At 66.1% G+C, this 15,918-nt stretch carries 13 protein-coding genes, 1 tRNA gene and 1 other RNA gene; 8 read left to right on the top strand and 7 right to left on the bottom strand.

Going from position 1 to position 15,918, the window contains the following annotated elements; genetic code table 11:
* The first annotated feature begins 33 nt into the window (after nucleotides 1–33).
* The 3 genes from dnaG (at nucleotide 34) to ACMV5O_RS08100 (ending at nucleotide 4,044) form a co-directional block, all read left to right on the top strand.
* Nucleotides 34–1,902 carry a DNA primase gene (gene dnaG, locus ACMV5O_RS08110; protein ID WP_416162991.1) on the top strand — a complete coding sequence of 623 codons (1,869 nt, stop codon included), beginning with the start codon at nucleotides 34–36 and terminating at the stop codon, nucleotides 1,900–1,902.
* 48 nt (nucleotides 1,903–1,950) lie between these two features.
* A complete protein-coding gene (rpoD, locus tag ACMV5O_RS08105) occupies nucleotides 1,951–3,948 on the top strand; it encodes an RNA polymerase sigma factor RpoD (RefSeq protein WP_416162990.1) in 1,998 nt (665 codons plus the stop codon).
* Between the two features lie 17 nt (nucleotides 3,949–3,965).
* A tRNA-Ile gene (locus tag ACMV5O_RS08100) sits at nucleotides 3,966–4,044 on the top strand.
* Between the two features lie 168 nt (nucleotides 4,045–4,212).
* Here ACMV5O_RS08100 and ssrA read toward each other — a convergent pair.
* Both ssrA and ACMV5O_RS08090 read right to left on the bottom strand, forming a co-directional pair.
* Nucleotides 4,213–4,540: a transfer-messenger RNA gene (ssrA, locus tag ACMV5O_RS08095) on the bottom strand.
* A 45-nt stretch (nucleotides 4,541–4,585) separates the two neighbouring features.
* Nucleotides 4,586–5,164, bottom strand: coding sequence for a peroxidase-related enzyme (locus ACMV5O_RS08090; RefSeq protein WP_416162989.1), 579 nt, complete (start codon nucleotides 5,162–5,164; stop codon nucleotides 4,586–4,588).
* A gap of 134 nt (nucleotides 5,165–5,298) precedes the next feature.
* On the opposite strand from ACMV5O_RS08090, the gene ACMV5O_RS08085 reads away from it, so the two are divergent.
* Both ACMV5O_RS08085 and ACMV5O_RS08080 read left to right on the top strand, forming a co-directional pair.
* Nucleotides 5,299–6,543, top strand: coding sequence for a nitronate monooxygenase (locus ACMV5O_RS08085; RefSeq protein ID WP_416162988.1), 1,245 nt, complete (start codon nucleotides 5,299–5,301; stop codon nucleotides 6,541–6,543).
* Nucleotides 6,544–6,632: 89 nt separating this feature from the next.
* Entirely contained in the window at nucleotides 6,633–7,712 is a 1,080-nt protein-coding gene (locus tag ACMV5O_RS08080) for an HD domain-containing phosphohydrolase (RefSeq protein WP_416162987.1), read from the top strand.
* A 35-nt stretch (nucleotides 7,713–7,747) separates the two neighbouring features.
* Here ACMV5O_RS08080 and gloA read toward each other — a convergent pair whose 3' ends face one another.
* From gloA to ffh, 5 genes are read right to left on the bottom strand one after another with little or no spacing between them, the layout of a single operon-like run.
* Nucleotides 7,748–8,134: a lactoylglutathione lyase gene (gene gloA / locus ACMV5O_RS08075; RefSeq protein WP_416162986.1), complete on the bottom strand. Its 387-nt coding sequence runs from the start codon at nucleotides 8,132–8,134 to the stop codon at nucleotides 7,748–7,750.
* Nucleotides 8,135–8,165: 31 nt separating this feature from the next.
* The gene (locus tag ACMV5O_RS08070; RefSeq protein ID WP_416162985.1) at nucleotides 8,166–8,948 is read right to left on the bottom strand and encodes a M48 family metallopeptidase; all 783 of its coding nucleotides are present in this window, start codon (nucleotides 8,946–8,948) and stop codon (nucleotides 8,166–8,168) included.
* Nucleotides 8,948–9,697 (bottom strand): competence/damage-inducible protein A, encoded by a 750-nt coding sequence (locus tag ACMV5O_RS08065; RefSeq protein ID WP_416162984.1) that lies wholly within the window; start codon nucleotides 9,695–9,697, stop codon nucleotides 8,948–8,950. The genes ACMV5O_RS08070 and ACMV5O_RS08065 overlap by 1 nt, the downstream gene beginning before the upstream one ends.
* Nucleotides 9,694–10,470 (bottom strand): EI24 domain-containing protein, encoded by a 777-nt coding sequence (locus tag ACMV5O_RS08060; RefSeq protein ID WP_416162983.1) that lies wholly within the window; start codon nucleotides 10,468–10,470, stop codon nucleotides 9,694–9,696. Before ACMV5O_RS08060 ends, ACMV5O_RS08065 begins: the two co-directional genes overlap by 4 nt.
* A gap of 17 nt (nucleotides 10,471–10,487) precedes the next feature.
* Nucleotides 10,488–11,858 (bottom strand): signal recognition particle protein, encoded by a 1,371-nt coding sequence (gene ffh / locus ACMV5O_RS08055; RefSeq protein ID WP_416162982.1) that lies wholly within the window; start codon nucleotides 11,856–11,858, stop codon nucleotides 10,488–10,490.
* A gap of 48 nt (nucleotides 11,859–11,906) precedes the next feature.
* Here ffh and ACMV5O_RS08050 point away from each other — a divergent pair, with 48 nt between their 5' ends.
* The 3 genes from ACMV5O_RS08050 (at nucleotide 11,907) to pilB (ending at nucleotide 15,898) form a co-directional block, all read left to right on the top strand.
* A complete protein-coding gene (locus tag ACMV5O_RS08050) occupies nucleotides 11,907–12,740 on the top strand; it encodes a cytochrome C assembly family protein (protein WP_416162981.1) in 834 nt (277 codons plus the stop codon).
* A 73-nt stretch (nucleotides 12,741–12,813) separates the two neighbouring features.
* Entirely contained in the window at nucleotides 12,814–14,094 is a 1,281-nt protein-coding gene (locus tag ACMV5O_RS08045; protein WP_416162980.1) for an HlyC/CorC family transporter, read from the top strand.
* An 88-nt stretch (nucleotides 14,095–14,182) separates the two neighbouring features.
* Entirely contained in the window at nucleotides 14,183–15,898 is a 1,716-nt protein-coding gene (gene pilB / locus ACMV5O_RS08040; protein ID WP_416162979.1) for a type IV-A pilus assembly ATPase PilB, read from the top strand.
* Nucleotides 15,899–15,918 lie beyond the last annotated feature (20 nt).

Genomic DNA, 15,918 nt, shown 5'->3' with positions numbered 1-15,918 from the left:
CGGGCGGCGCACGCGACCAAGCCTGCGCGCTCGATGATCCCCCAGTCCTTCGTCCAGGAACTGCTCTCACGCGTCGACATCGTCGACGTCATCGAACGCTACCTGCCGCTCAAGAAGAGCGGCGCGAACTACTTCGCCTGCTGCCCCTTCCACGGCGAAAAGTCCGCCTCGTTCTCGGTCAGTCCGTCCAAGCAGTTCTATCACTGCTTTGGTTGCGGCGTGCACGGCAGCGCGATCGGCTTCCTGATGGAGTACAGCGGACTCGGCTTTGTCGACGCGGTCAAGGAGCTGGCCGCACAGACCGGGCTGCAGGTGCCCGATGACGGCCGCAGCGCCAGTCCGACGCAGGGCGACGCCAGCGAGCGCCTTTACGAGGCCATGGCGATTGCCGCGCGCTTCTACCGCGAACAGCTGAAGCCCGCCCGCCAGGCGATCGACTACCTCAAGCGCCGCGGCCTGTCGGGCGAAGTCGCCGCGCGCTTCGGCCTCGGCTATGCGCCCGACGACTGGCAGGCGCTGCAGAAGGTCTTCCCCGACTACCAGGTGAAGACGCTCGCCAATGCCGGCCTCGTCATCGACAACGATCAGGGGCGGCGCTACGACCGCTTCCGCAACCGCATCATCTTCCCGATCCACGACCGCCGCGGCCGCATCATCGCCTTCGGCGGCCGCGTGCTCGACAAGGGCGAGCCCAAGTACCTGAACTCACCGGAGACCCCGCTGTTCGAGAAGGGGCGCGAACTTTACGGCCTCTTCCTGGCACAGAAGGCGATCCGCGATGCCGGCTTCGCAGTCGTCGTCGAGGGTTACATGGACGTGGTGGCGCTGGCCCAGTTCGGCATCGAGAACGCCGTCGCCACCCTCGGTACCGCGACCACGCCGCAGCATGTGCACACGCTGTTGCGCCAGTCCGACCGCGTCGTGTTCTGCTTCGACGGCGACGCCGCCGGCCGCCGCGCTGCCTGGCGCGCACTCGAGAATGCCCTCGAATCGCTGCGCGACGACGCCACCCTCGCCTTCCTCTTCCTGCCCGCCGAACACGACCCCGATTCCTTCGTTCGCGCCGAGGGCGCCGACGCCTTCCGCAAGGCCGCCGGCAGCGCCACCCCGCTGGCCCGCTTCCTGATCCAGGAACTCGCCGACCGCCACCCCCTCGACAGCGCCGAAGGCCGCGCCGCCTTCGTGCACGAGGCCGCCCCGCTCGTCATCCGCATTGGCGCCCCGCTGCTGCGGCTGCAGGTGATCAAGGCGGTGGCGGAAGCGAGCGGCCTGACCCAGGCCGAGCTCGAGCAGGCCCTTGCCCAGCTGGCGCCGCATCAGCCGCGCCGACGCGGCGCGGCTGATGCGGCCGCGCCAACCGGCGCGAGCCATGAACCTCCCCCGCCCACCGCCACCGAACGAGCGCGCCGCGCCGTGCGCCCGAGCGTGCAGCGGCCGCGTCTGCAAGGCCGGCGCAAGCCGCCGTCGACCGCCGGCACGCTGCTGCGCCTGGTGCTGCAACACCCGACCTGGGCCGCCCGCCTGCCGGTCAGCCTGATTCCTGACGACAGCCCCGAAGGGCTGGCACTGATCGCCATCATCGACATGCTCAGCCTGGGCGAGCCCGTCCCGGCTGGCGGACTCGGCGCGCTCATCGAACGCTTTCGCGACACGCCCCACGGCGAGACCCTGGCCCGGGTCGCCGCGGAACTCGTCGACGCCGAATTCGACGAAGCGGTGGTCGAAACCCTGTTCGACGACAGCTTGCGCAAACTCCACGCCGACAGTGTCAGCAATGAGATCGCCGCCCTGCTACAAAGGGATCGTGAGCAAGGGCTCGACAGCGCCCACAGACACCGCCTGAGCGAGCTCCTGCTCGAGAAGAGGAACCTCGCAAGTGGCGGTAAAGTCTCAGATTTATAGTATAATTTCCGGTTTCTCATTTTCTTACACCCTCAACTGAGGAGTGCTATGGCACGCGAAAAAGCCAAGGATCCGCGCAAGGACGCCCCCACGAAGGGACGCCCTTCCAAGGCGAAGGACAAGGCATCCCCCGTCGTCGAAAGCCCCGCTGCCACCCCGCTCGACGCGGAGGTGCGCCGCACCCGGCTGAAGACGCTGATCACGCTCGGCAAGGAGCGTGGCTACCTCACGTACGCCGAAATCAGCGACCACCTCCCCGACGATGTCGCCGATGCCGAACAGATCGAAGGGATCATCGGCACCTTCAACAACATGGGCATCCAGGTCTATGACGAGGCGCCGGCCGCCGAAGACCTGCTGATGTCCGACAGCGTCGCGACCAACGTCGACGAGGATGTCGCCGAAGAGGAGGCCGAGCAGGCCCTGTCCTCGGTCGACTCCGAATTTGGTCGCACCACCGATCCGGTGCGCATGTACATGCGCGAGATGGGCACGGTCGAGCTGCTCACCCGTGAGGGCGAGATCGAAATCGCCAAGCGCATCGAGGACGGCCTCAAGCACATGGTGCAGGCGATCTCCGCCTGCCCGACGACCATCGCCGAGATGCTCGAGATCGTCGACCGCATCGCCAGGGACGAGGCCAAGATCGACGAACTCATCGACGGCCTCATCGACCCCAACGCGAGCAGCGAGGAAGCGGCCGAGGAAGACAGCGAGGACGACAGCAGCGCTGCCAGCGCCACCGACGACGAAGACAGTACCGACGACGAGGCCGACGACGAGGAAGACGACGCCGACAGCGCCGAGCGTGCCAACGCCGCCTCCCTGCTTCAGCTCAAGAACGACGCCCTCGCGCGCTTCGCGATCATCCGCGAGCTGTACGCGAAGAAGATGTCCGTGCTCGACAAGAAGGACTCGCAGGACAAGGCCTACCTCGCGCTCAAGCAGCAGATCTCGGACGAGTTGCTCAACATCCGCTTTACCGCCAAGGCCATCGAGAAGCTGTGCGATTCGGTGCGCCACATGGTCGAGCAGGTGCGCAGCCACGAGCGCCAGATCCTGCAGCTGTGCGTGGATCGCGCCGGCATGCCGCGCCAGCACTTCATCAAGGTCTTCCCCGGCCAGGAGGTGAACCTCGACTGGCTCAAGGACGAGATCGCCTCAGGCAAGAACTCCGCCGAAGGCCTGATGCGGATCCACCCCGCGGTGCTCGAGGAGCAGCAGAAGCTCATCGACCTGCAGGACCGGATCGGCATTCCGCTCAAGGAACTCAAGGACATCAACCGCCAGATGTCCACCGGCGAAGCCAAGATGCGCCGCGCCAAGCGCGAGATGACCGAGGCCAACCTGCGCCTGGTGATCTCGATCGCCAAGAAGTACACCAACCGCGGCCTGCAGTTCCTCGACCTGATCCAGGAAGGCAATATCGGCCTGATGAAGGCGGTCGACAAGTTCGAATACCGCCGCGGCTACAAATTCTCGACCTATGCCACCTGGTGGATCCGCCAGGCCATCACGCGCTCGATCGCCGACCAGGCACGCACCATCCGCATCCCGGTGCACATGATCGAGACGATCAACAAGATGAATCGCATCAGCCGCCAGATCCTGCAGGAAACCGGTTCCGAGCCGGATCCCGCGACGCTGGCCGAGAAGATGGAGATGCCCGAGGAGAAGATCCGCAAGATCATGAAGATCTCCAAGGAGCCGATCTCCATGGAGACGCCGATCGGCGACGACGACGACTCCCATCTGGGCGACTTCATCGAGGACACCGCCACCCTGGCCCCGGCCGAGGCGGCGATGTATTCCGGCCTGCGCGACGCCACCGGCGAGGTGCTCGACTCCCTGACCCAGCGCGAAGCCAAGGTGCTGCGCATGCGCTTCGGCATCGAGATGAACACCGACCACACGCTGGAAGAGGTCGGCAAGCAGTTCGACGTCACCCGCGAGCGCATCCGCCAGATCGAAGCCAAGGCCCTGCGCAAGCTGCGCCACCCGAGCCGCTCGGAAAAGCTGCGTAGCTTCCTCGACAGCGACGCGTAACGGCCCCGTAGCACACCGGGCCTCTAGCTCATGCTTGGTTAGAGCAGCGGACTCATAATCCGTTGGTGCTGGGTTCGACTCCCAGGGGGCCCACCAATCGCATCAAGCACTTGCGCCAGTCCTTAGGGGCTGGCGTTTTTGCTTTCAGCGCGCCCGGCAGGGCGAACGTGTGGATGGTGCCGGGGTTTTTCGACACGACAGACCCTCACGTCGAAGGCGTCGACACGTCGGCCCGAGCCAGCGCACGAAGGCGCGCCGTAGACGTGACGATGGGGACCGAAGTCCCCACCGGCTTTTCTTTGGTAACAAGGCTCAAGCAGCCTCGGCATAGGCCTTAAGCGGCCAGTGCGAAACGCTCATCGTTGGCGTTTATGGATTTGCGCGGATTACGTCCGTCGCCTCTCGGGTTGCCTGCTCACCTTTGCCCGCCCTGTCGAAACCAGTACACCCCCACCCAAACGCACTCCCGAATGCCCTTGGGTGGAGGTGAGGGGAATCGAACCCCTGTCCAGAACGCCTCCAGATTGCCGGGATTACAACCATGCCCGCGATGATACGCAGCTCGGCTCAGGCATTCAATGCCTATGAGGCAGCCGCATGGCCCCGCTTTGTAAGCAAATGCGCCGCTCGGGACACATCATCCCTTGGGCACGCGTCCCATCAAGTAGAAGGGTTCGTTGGGCGGCGTGCCGGCGAGATGCACCAGCCGGTTGCTCATCGCGAAGAAACCCACGATCGCACCGATGTCCCAGATCGCCTCATCATCGAAGCCATGGGCGCGCAGCGCCTCGATGTCGGCATCCTCGACCTCGCTGCCGCGGGTCGACAGCTTCAGCGCGAAATCCAGCATCGCGCGCTGGCGCGGGGTGATCTCGGCCTTGCGATGGTTGGTGGCAAGCTGGTCGGCGATGCGCGGGTTCTTCGCCCTGATGCGCAGCACCGCGCCATGCGCGATCACGCAGTACAGGCACTGGCCTGCGGCGGACGTGGCGACGACGATCATCTCGCGCTCGGCCTTGCTGAGGCCGACGTCCTTTTCCATCAGCGCGTCGTGGTAATCGAAGAAGGCGCGGAACTCGGCCGGGCGGTGCGCCAGCATCAGGAACACGTTGGGGACGAAGCCCGCCTTCTCCTGCACGGCGAGGATGCGCTCGCGCACATCCTCGGGCAGGGCGTCGAGTTCGGGGACAGGGAAGCGGCTGATCTTGTCGGTCATGCAGGTGTCTCCATCGCAAATGCTATTGTTCAGGCAACCGATGGTAACCGACAGCGAAGCCATTGAATGCGGCACTGGGCCGAAAGCCCCGGACGAGCGATAATGTCTGCCTTCCGAAAAACGGACACGATTCGATGAAGCGCGTAGATGACTTTCGCCTGCGACTGGGCTCTCATGAACTGGTACCGATCATGGTCGGCGGCATGGGCGTGGATATCTCCACCGCTGATCTTGCGCTCGAAGCGGCTCGCCTGGGCGGCGTGGGTCATATCTCGGACGCGATGCTGCCGACCGTATCCGACCGGCGTTACAACACCAAGTACGTCAAGAACAAGCTGCAGCAGTACAAGTTCAACGTCGCCAATGCCGACAAGTCCGTCGTGCAGTTCGACCTCGGCCTGATTGCCGAGGCGACCGCGACCCACGTCGGCCGGACGATGGAGCGCAAGCGCGGTCCTGGCATGGTCTTCATCAACTGCATGGAGAAGCTGACCATGAACGCGCCGAAGGACACCCTTCGGGTGCGGCTGCGGACGGCGATGGACCATGGCATCGACGGCATCACGCTGGCAGCCGGCCTGCATCTGGGTTCGTTCGCGCTGATCGAGGACCACCCGCGCTTTCGCGACGTCCAGCTCGGCATCATCGTCAGCTCGCTGCGCGCGCTGCAGCTCTTCCTGAAGAAGAGCGCACGCACCGGCCGCATGCCCGACTACGTCGTGGTCGAGGGTCCGCTTGCCGGCGGCCACCTCGGCTTCGGCATGGACTGGGCGCAGTACGATCTCGCCACCATCGTCGCCGAGATCCGCGACTGGATGCGCGAGCAGCAGCTCGACATCCCGCTGATCCCTGCCGGCGGCATCTTCACCGGCACCGACGCGGTGAACTTCCTGGAGGCCGGGGCGGGCGCGGTGCAGGTCGCCACCCGCTTTACCGTGACCAGGGAATGCGGCCTGCCCGACGAGGTCAAGCAGGAGTACTTCAAGGCCAAGGAAGACGAGATCGAGGTCAACCAGATCTCGCCCACCGGCTATCCGATGCGCATGCTCAAGAGCAGCCCGGCGATCGGCAGCGGCATCCGCCCGAACTGCGAGGCCTACGGCTACCTGCTCGACTCGACCGGCAACTGCCAGTACATCGAGGCCTATAACCGCGAGGTGGCGGCACATCCGGATGCAAAGAAGGTCAAGGTGTTCGACAAGACCTGCCTGTGCACCCACATGCGCAACTTCGACTGCTGGACCTGCGGCCACTACACCTACCGCCTGAAGGACACCTCGCTACGCGAAGAAAACGGCGACTACCGGATCCTCAGCGCCGAGCATGTCTTCCGCGACTACCAGTTCAGTACCGACAACCAGGTGGCACTGCCCGAATGACATCCGGGAGCACGGCGAGCCGTGCCCGTTTTCCTCGCCATGCCAACTAATTCCTGAGCCTGCGGCTGGGGAGCGGCGATACTTCCGCCATGCAAAGGCCCCCTTGTTCGCCGATGAACGTGGTCGTCGTCGACGACACTCCCCTCAACCTGGTGTTGATGGGCAAGCTCGTCGACCGCCTTCCGATGGCACGCGCACAAGGCTTCGAACGTCCGGTCGAAGCGCTGGCATGGTGTCTCGAGCACGAGCCCGACCTCATCATCGTCGACTACATGATGCCGGGGATGGACGGGCTGGAATTCATCCGCCGAATGCGTGCAAGCCGGCACCGCGACGACCTGCCGATCCTGATGGTGACCGCCAGTCACGAGCGCAGCGTGCGCTATGAGGCGCTCGAATGCGGCGCCAACGACTTTCTGACCAAGCCGATCGATGCGCACGAGTTCGAGTCCCGCGTGCGCAACATGCTCAAGCTGCGCGAGGCGCACCTGGCGACCCGGCAGCGCGCCGAGACGCTCGCCGTCGAGGTGCGCAAGGCCACCGCCGAGATCATCGATCGCGAGCGCGAGACCATCACCCGCCTGTCACGTGCCGCCGAGTTCCGCGACCCGGAGACCGGCGCCCACATCCAGCGCATGTCGCATTACTCGGCATTGATCGCCCGCCGCCTTGGCCACGACGAGGAACTCGCCGATGCCTTGCTGATGGCCGCGCCGATGCACGATGTGGGCAAGCTTGGCATCCCGGACACGATCCTGCTCAAGCCGGGCCGACTGAGCACGGAGGAGTTCGAGGTGATGAAGCGCCATCCACAGATCGGCTACGACATCCTCAAGGACTCGTCCTCGAGCATCCTGCGCCTGGGAGCGACGATCGCCCTCACCCACCACGAGAAATTCGACGGCAACGGCTATCCGCATGGCCTGGCCGGCGAGGCCATTCCGATCGAGGGCCGGATCGTGGCGGTGGCCGACGTCTTCGACGCCCTCACCTCGGCGCGCCCCTACAAGCCGGCCTGGCCGCTCGCACGGGCCATCGCCCTGCTGCGAGAAGGCCGCGGCAGCCACTTCGACCCCGCCTGCGTGGACGCCTTCCTGCTGGCGTGGGATGAGGTGCTGGCCGTGCGCACGCGCTTTCGCGACGCTTACGAGACGCTGCACGGCGACTGAGGCCCGTGCGGAGAGCCTCGCCGTTGTCGTCCGTATCAGCTGCGGCGTTCGATCAGTTCGACCTTGTAGCCGTCCGGGTCTTCGATGAAGGCGATCACGGTCTTGCCGTGCTTCATCGGCCCCGCTTCACGCACCACCTTGCCGCCACGCGCGCGGATGTCCGCGCAGGCCTTCGCTGCATCCTCGACCTCGAGCGCGATGTGGCCGTAGCCCGTGCCCAGCTCATAGCTGTCCACCCCCCAGTTGTGGGTGAGCTCGAGCACTGCGCCCTCGCTCTCGTCCTGATAGCCGACGAAGGCGAGCGTGAACTTGCCGTCAGGGTAGTCGTGCTTGCGCAACAGGCGCATGCCGAGCACCTCGGTGTAAAAGGCCAGGGAGCGGTCGAGATCGCCGACGCGCAGCATGGTGTGAAGCATTCTCATGGGTGTGGGTCCTCGTACATTGTTGCGTGGTTCAGTCTTCCGCGCCGAAGCGGCCGCTATCGGCCGAGGGCGCCGACGCAATGACGGGCAGGGTCGCGGCCGCCTTGCGCAGCGCGCCGCGTGCGGCACGCCAGTCCGGGTACAGGCGCTCCACCACTGCCCAGAAGCGCGGCGAGTGGTTCATTTCCAGCAGATGCGCCACTTCGTGCGCCACCACGTAGTCGATCAGCACGGGCGGCAGGTGAATCAGCCGCCAGTGCAGGCGGATGCCCGATCGGCTGCTGCAACTACCCCAGCGCGTGCGTGCGCTCGACAGGCGCAGCGGCGGCGGCTCGAGGCCGAGCCGATGGCAATACTCCTCGACCCGGCCCTGGAACCAGGCCAGCGCCCGTGCCTGCAAGGCGCGCGACAGGGCGCGCAGCGGATCGACGGCGGTCGGCAACTGGAGTTCCTCGCCGCCGTCGGCGCCTGTGCGCCAGCGCGTGCCGCGCCCGGGACGCAGGCGCAGGGTGAGCGGCTGGCCGAACAAGGGCACGGTCGCCCCCTCCGCCACCTTCAGCACCGGCACCGCGGGCGCCGCGGCGCGTGCCTGCAGGCGATCGAGCAGCCAGCGACCGTGGCTGTGCACGAAGCGCTCGACCTCGCCGAGCGGGGTGCGCAGCGGCACCGCCACCCGCGCGCCGCGGTGATCCACCTGCAGCGCGAACGAGCGCCGCGCCGAGCGCCGCAGCACGAGTTCGACCGCCGTGCCATCGATGACGATGGTGTGGGCCAGCTCCTGCGCCTTGCCGCGCAAGGCCTGCACGCGGGACATCAGGCCTTGTCTTCCCACTCCAGCCCGCGCGCAGCGAGGTCGGCCTTGATGCAGGCCATGGCCTCGGTGACACGCGCGGCCCTGCCCTTCATGCCCAGCTCGAGCGACCGGCGCTGGCCCTCGCTCGCGATCGTCGGCAGGCTGAACAAGGTGGTATCGGGGAACTCGGCCGTGACCTGGCGCATCAGCGCGATGAGCTGCCCTTCATAGACGTCCCAGATGGTGACCGCCTGCTCCACATAGTCCTCGGCATGGTGCAGATGGGCGAAGTGGGTATCGAGCACCCATTCGACCATCGGCCAGGCCATGATGGGAAAGCCGGGGGTGAAGTAGTGCTGGCGGATCGAGAAGCCGGGGATGCGGTTGAAGCTGTTCGGCACGATGTCGCTGCCCACCGGGTACACCCCCATCTGCAGGCGTTCGGGGGTGAGCTCGGCGCCGAAGCGGGCGCGGATCTCGGCCTCGGCTTGCGGATGCAGGGCCAGCTCGAGGCCCAGCGCGGCGGCGGCGGCCTGGCGCGTGCGATCGTCCGGCGTGGCGCCGATGCCACCGAAGCAGAACACCACGTCGCCGGTGGCGAAGGTCTGGCGCAAGGTGTCGGTGAGGCACTGGAAATCGTCACCGACGTAGCGCGCCCACGACAGCTTGAGTCCGCGCGCGCCAAGCAGCTCGATGAGCTTGGCCAGATGCTTGTCGCTGCGACGACCCGACAGGATCTCGTCGCCGATGATGAGCGCACCGAAGTTCATGGAAGCCTCCGCGGGGACAATGCGGTGTCGGCATCGAGCACGGTGACGCCGTGCTGCAGCCGGTGCCGGCGCAGGGTCTCGAGCATGTAATGGACGAAGGCGAGGCCGGCAAAGGCAGGCGCCAGCAGGTTGACGAAAGGCACATAGGCGAGCAGCGAGCAGCCTCCGCCCAGCAGCAACATCTGTGGCCGCCAGTCGTTGCGCAGGCGTGCCAGCTCGTCGCGGTCGGCGTGCAGCATCAGTGCGTCATAGCCGAAGGCACGCTGGTTGAGCCAGCCGGTGAGGACCACCGAAGCCAGCAGGCCCACACCCGGAATCAGCCAGAACGGCAGCGACACCAGCAGCGCCAGCACGAAGAGCCCGCCGGCGACGATGGAGTTCCACGCGCTGCCCACGTTGGAGCCGCCGCGGCGCTGCTCGATGTCGGCGTAATCGGTGCGGCCGATGCGCTCCAGCATCAAGGGCAGGGCAATGGTCGCGACCAGCAGCGCCGCCGTGACATAGATGAGCGGCACCACCAGCAGCGCGACGGCGATCTTGATCAGCACCAGCATCACCGCCGCGGCCGCCTCGGAGGCCGACAGCCAGGTGCCGACGAAAGACCAGCCCGCGACCCAGGCGAACAAGCCCTCGGTGACCGGCGTCCACACCATCACCGCGATCACGGTCCACACCACCATGGCCGCCAGGCCAGGCCACAGCAGGTGCCAGAAGATGTCGCGGCGCAACAGGCTGCGGCCGGCGCGCCCGACGGCGACGAGGATGTCCTTCATGGCGGACCTCCCCGGGCTCAGCGCGGCATGCCCGGCAGGCCACCGGGCATCATGCCCTTCATCGCGCGCATCATCTTGCTCATGCCGCCCTTGGAGAACTGCTTCATGACCTTCTGCGTCTGCTCGAACTGGTTGAGCAGACGATTGACCTCCTGCACCGTCACCCCGGCCCCGGCCGCGATGCGGCGCTTGCGGCTGGCCTTGAGGAGTTCGGGCCTGGCGCGCTCGAGCGGGGTCATGGAGTTGATGATGCCCTCGATACGACCGATCGCCTTTTCCTCGGTGCCCCCCTGCAGCTTGCCGGCCGCCTGCGCGAACTGGGCCGGCAGCTTGTCCATCATCGAGGCCAGGCCGCCCATCTTGCGCATCTGGGCAATCTGCTCCTTGAAGTCATTGAGATCGAACCCCTTGCCGGTCTTGAGCTTCTGCGCGAAGGCCTTGGCCTTTTCCTCGTCCACGCCGCGGCGCGCCTCCTCGACCAGGCCAAGGATGTCGCCCATGCCGAGGATGCGGCTGGCCATGCGGTCGGGGTGGAAGGGCTCGAGCCCGGAGAGCTTCTCGCCGATACCGGCAAACTTGAGCGGCTTGCCGGTGACATGACGCACCGACAGCGCCGCACCACCGCGCGAATCGCCGTCGAGCTTGGTCAGCACCACGCCGGTGAGCGGCAGCGCCTCGTTGAAGGCGCGCGCGGTATTGACCGCGTCCTGACCCAGCATGGCATCGACCACGAACAGGGTCTCGATCGGCTTGACCGCGGCGTGCAGCTCCTTGATCTCGGCCATCATGGCCTCGTCCACCGCGAGACGGCCGGCGGTGTCGACCAGCAGCACGTCGATGTGGTGCTTGCGCGCGTAGTCGAGCGCAGCGAGCGCGATCGCGACCGGCTTCTGCTCCGCCGACGAGGGGAAGAAGCCGACGCCGGCCTGCGCGGCCACCGTCTTCAACTGCTCGATCGCCGCCGGGCGATACACGTCGGCCGACACCACCAGCACCTTCTTCTTCTGCTGCTCGTGCAACAGCTTGGCGAGCTTGCCGGTGGTGGTCGTCTTGCCCGCGCCCTGCAGGCCGGCCATCAGCACCACCGCCGGCGGCTGGGTGGACAGGTCCAGGCCCTCGTGGGCGCCGCCCATCAGCGCCTTGAGTTCGTCGTGCACCACACCGACCAGGGCCTGGCCTGGCGTGAGCGAGCCGATGACCTCCTGGCCGACCGCCTTTTCCTTGACGCGGGCAACGAAGTCCTTGACCACCGGCAGGGCGACGTCGGCCTCGAGCAGCGCCATGCGCACCTCGCGCATCGCCTCCTGGATGTTTTCGTCCGTCAGACGCGCCTGACCGCGAAGGGTCTTGACGACTTTGGAAAGACGTTGGGTCAGATTGTCGAGCATGTTCGCGAGGGCCTTGGGCGCGTGACTTGGAGTAAACTGCGGCTACGTATGCGCACAATTCTACTTCATCTGTTTCCCGCCTCGCTCTATGCCGGGGTCGGCCTGCTGTTCTGGCGCAGTTGCATGCGCGGCAATGCGGGGCTGGCAACCCGTCGCGAATGCATGACGGCACGCGAACGCGTGGCCTTGCTGATTGCGCTGCTGGCCCACGGCCTTGCCCTCCACGTGGCGATCTTTCCGGGCACCGAGATGCGTTTCGGCTTCGGCGTTGCGCTGTCCTTGATGGTGTGGCTGGCGATCTGCTTCTACTGGGTCGAGACGCTCTACACCCGGCTCGACGGCCTCCATGCGGTGGTGATGCCGGCAGGCATCGTCGCGAGCCTCGTGCCGCTGGTCTTCCCCGGCGAACACGTGCTCGCCAATGCCGGCTCGCCGGCCTTCCGCGCCCACTTCGTGGTCGCCATGCTGGCCTACAGTCTGTTCACGCTGGCGGCACTGCACGCCATGCTGATGGCCGTGGCTGCCCGCCAGTTGCACAATGCGCGCTTCAGCCGCCTGCTGTCCGGGCTGCCGCCGCTGCTGACGATGGAGGCGCTGCTGTTCCGCCTCATTAGCATCGCCTTCGTGCTGCTCACGCTCACCCTGGCGAGCGGGCTGCTGTTCTCCGAGACCCTGTTCGGCCAGGCGCTGCGGGTCGACCACAAGACGATCTTTGCCTTCATCTCGTGGCTGCTGTTCGGCGGCCTGCTGGTCGGGCGCCGGCTCTGGGGCTGGCGTGGCCGCCTTGCCCTGCGCTGGACCCTGGCGGGCTTCATTGCCCTGATGCTGGCCTACGTGGGCAGCCGCTTCGTGATCGAGATCGTGCTCGAGCGCGCGGGCTGAGCACGGCCCGGCCGTGTTGACAGCATCCTGACCGGCACCAATACTCAAAAGCCCTCGACTTCCCGCCCCCCTCGTGTCGGACCTCACGCTGACGCTCCAGGTCGCCGCCCTCGTCGTGCTGCTCGTGCTTTCGGGCGGCTTCTCGATGTCCGAGACGGTGATGATGGCGTCGAACCGCTATCGGCTGCGCTCGCTCGCGAGCCAAGGGCACAAGGGTGCCACGCTCGCGCTCGATTTGCTGGCGAGGACAGACCGCCTGCTGGGCGTGATCCTGCTCTTCAACAACCTCGTCAACACCGCTGCCGCGACGCTGGTCAGCGTGATCACCATGGAGCTTTTCGGGGACGAGCGCTGGGCCCTCGGTGTGGCCACCCTGCTTGTCACCTTTGCCATCCTGGTGTTCTCGGAGATCACGCCGAAGGTCATCGGCGCGGCGCATGCCGACCGCCTGGCGCCGATCCTTGCCTACCCGCTGGCAGGGCTGCTGCGGGTGTTCTACTTCGCGGTCTGGTTCGTCAACCTGTTCTCGCGCGGCCTGCTGTGGCTGATGCGCCTGCAACCCAAGGCCGATGACAATGGTGCGCTGTCGGTCGAGGAGTTGCGGGCGATGGTGATCGACTCCGGGCAGTACATCCCGCACAAGCACCGTAGCATTCTGGTAAACCTGTTCGATCTCGAGAACATCACGGTCGAAGACGTGATGACCCCGCGCGGCGCAATCGAGGCGATCGACCTGTCCGACCCGGAGCACGAGATCCGGCGCCAGATTGCCACCAGCTTCCACACCCGGCTCGCCGTCTATGACGGCGACAGCGAGCACGTGATCGGCGTGCTGCACCAGCGCCGCCTGCTGGGCGACACCCTCGACGAGCCGTTTGCGGCGGAGCGCATCCGCGACCTCCTCATGCGCCCCTACTTCGTGCCGGCGGACACCCCGCTCTATTCGCAGATCCAGTTCTTCCAGGAGAACCAGCAGCGCCTGGCCTTCGTGGTCGACGAGTACGGCGAGATCCTGGGCCTGATCACGCTCGAGGACATCATCGAGGAGCTGATCGGCAAGTTCACCACCAGCATCCCCGACGCCGGCGACCGCATGCACTGGAGCGAGGAAGGCAGCGCGCTGGTCGACGGTTCGGCCAACCTGCGCGAGCTCAACCGCAGACTCGACCTGTCGCTGCCGACCGACGGCCCCAAGACCCTCAACGGCCTGATCCTCGAATACCTGCAGGACATCCCCGAGACCGGGGTATCGATGAAGATCGCCGACACGCCGATCGAAGTCGTGCAGACCCAGGACCGCATGGTGCGCACCGCACGTCTGTTCCGCCCGCTCGCGCGCAGCGCCGGGCAATGAGGCAAAGCGTCACGCGCGCGCGCCTGCAACCCTTTACAAGGCCGGATGCGGCGTGCAACATCGGCCGCACTCCGGATACGAGCAAGGCATGGCGGCGACCTCCAAACCGGCCCTGAGCGGCTTTGCCAGGGCGTTGATCCAGCATGGGCATCTGCAGGAAGCGGATGCCCTCGCCTGCTCTGTCCAAGCCGGCGAGGGCACGAATGCCTTCATGCTCGAGGTCGCCAACCGCGGTCGAATGAGCTGCGCCGCAATGGCGCGCTTCGCCGCCGAGACCTTCGGCTACCCGCTGCTCGACATCGCCGCCGTCGACCGCGACACCTTCGCCCGCGAGGCCGTCGATCGCAAGCTGATGCAGAAGCACCAGGTCGTGCCGCTGGCCAAGCGCCAGAACCGCATCACCCTCGCCACCGCCGATCCATCGAACCTTCGCGCCCTCGACGAGATCCGATTCCAGACCGGGATGCAGCTCGACCTCGTCATCGTCGAGGCGGACAAACTCAAGCGCACCGTCGATGCCTTGTCGGAGTCGGCCGCCGACACCCTCAAGGAGCTCACCGGCGAGGCCTTCGACATGGACATGCTGCAGCAGGACGTGCCTGCCCAGCAGCGCGACGAGGACGAGGCGAGCGAGGTCGATGACGCGCCGGTCGTCAAGTTCATCCAGAAGGTGCTCATCGATGCGATCAACGAGGGCGCCTCGGATGTGCATTTCGAACCTTACGAAAAGTTCTACCGCATCCGCGTGCGCACCGACGGTGTGCTGCGCGACATCGCCCAGCCGCCGCTGGTGCTGAAGGAGAAGATCGCCGCACGGATCAAGGTCATCTCGCGCCTCGACATCTCGGAAAAGCGCATCCCCCAGGACGGCCGCATGAAGATCGTGCTGTCCAAGAACAAGGCGATCGACTTCCGCGTGTCCACCCTGCCCACGCTGCACGGCGAGAAGATCGTGATGCGCATCCTCGATCCGAGCTCGGCGATGCTCGGCGTCGATGCGCTCGGCTACGAGCCCGAGCAGAAGAAGGCCCTGCTCGAGGCGGTCGAGCGCCCCTACGGCATGATCCTGGTCACCGGACCGACCGGCTCGGGCAAGACGGTGTCGCTCTACACCTGCCTCAACCTGCTCAACAAACCCGGCGTCAACATCTCCACCGCCGAGGACCCGGCCGAGATCAACCTGCCCGGCATCAACCAGGTCAACGTCAACGAGAAGGCCGGCCTGACCTTCTCCACCGCGCTGCGCGCGTTCCTGCGCCAGGATCCGGACATCATCATGGTGGGCGAGATCCGCGACCTCGAGACCGCCGAGATCTCGATCAAGGCGGCCCAGACCGGTCACCTCGTGATGTCGACCCTGCACACCAACGACGCGCCGACCACGCTCGAACGGCTAAAGAATATGGGCGTGGCGCCGTTCAATATCGCATCGTCGGTGATCCTGATCACGGCTCAGCGTCTCGCGCGCCGGTTATGCTCATGCAAACGGCCTGTCGACCTCCCGCTCGAGGCGCTGCTCGAGGCCGGTTTCAGCGCCGACGAGCTGGACGGAAGCTGGCAGCCGATGGGACCGGTCGGTTGCGATCGGTGCAAGGGCAGCGGCTACAAGGGTCGGGTCGGCATCTATCAGGTCATGCCGATCAGCGAGGAGATCGCCCACATCATCATGACGGGCGGCAACTCGATGGACATCGCCGCCCAGGCTGAGCGCGAAGGGGTCAGCGACCTGCGCAAGTCCGGCCTGCTGAAGGTCAAGCAGGGGGTGACCTCGCTCGAAGAAGTGCTGGCGACGACCAACGAATAAGACATAGGACGTGTGATCTC

The organism is Thauera sp. WH-1, assembly GCF_047806685.1.
Lineage (GTDB): Bacteria > Pseudomonadota > Gammaproteobacteria > Burkholderiales > Rhodocyclaceae > Thauera.
The sequence above is the reverse complement of the archived record's forward strand: the minus strand, read 5'-3'. Positions and strand labels throughout refer to the sequence as shown.

Coding starts and splice junctions, on each gene's coding strand:
- dnaG (WP_416162991.1), top strand. CDS start 34: ATGATCCCCCAGTCCTTCGTCCAGGAACTGCTCTCACGCGTCGACATC.
- rpoD (WP_416162990.1), top strand. CDS start 1,951: ATGGCACGCGAAAAAGCCAAGGATCCGCGCAAGGACGCCCCCACGAAG.
- ACMV5O_RS08090 (WP_416162989.1), bottom strand. CDS start 5,164: ATGACCGACAAGATCAGCCGCTTCCCTGTCCCCGAACTCGACGCCCTG.
- ACMV5O_RS08085 (WP_416162988.1), top strand. CDS start 5,299: ATGAAGCGCGTAGATGACTTTCGCCTGCGACTGGGCTCTCATGAACTG.
- ACMV5O_RS08080 (WP_416162987.1), top strand. CDS start 6,633: ATGCAAAGGCCCCCTTGTTCGCCGATGAACGTGGTCGTCGTCGACGAC.
- gloA (WP_416162986.1), bottom strand. CDS start 8,134: ATGAGAATGCTTCACACCATGCTGCGCGTCGGCGATCTCGACCGCTCC.
- ACMV5O_RS08070 (WP_416162985.1), bottom strand. CDS start 8,948: ATGTCCCGCGTGCAGGCCTTGCGCGGCAAGGCGCAGGAGCTGGCCCAC.
- ACMV5O_RS08065 (WP_416162984.1), bottom strand. CDS start 9,697: ATGAACTTCGGTGCGCTCATCATCGGCGACGAGATCCTGTCGGGTCGT.
- ACMV5O_RS08060 (WP_416162983.1), bottom strand. CDS start 10,470: ATGAAGGACATCCTCGTCGCCGTCGGGCGCGCCGGCCGCAGCCTGTTG.
- ffh (WP_416162982.1), bottom strand. CDS start 11,858: ATGCTCGACAATCTGACCCAACGTCTTTCCAAAGTCGTCAAGACCCTT.
- ACMV5O_RS08050 (WP_416162981.1), top strand. CDS start 11,907: ATGCGCACAATTCTACTTCATCTGTTTCCCGCCTCGCTCTATGCCGGG.
- pilB (WP_416162979.1), top strand. CDS start 14,183: ATGGCGGCGACCTCCAAACCGGCCCTGAGCGGCTTTGCCAGGGCGTTG.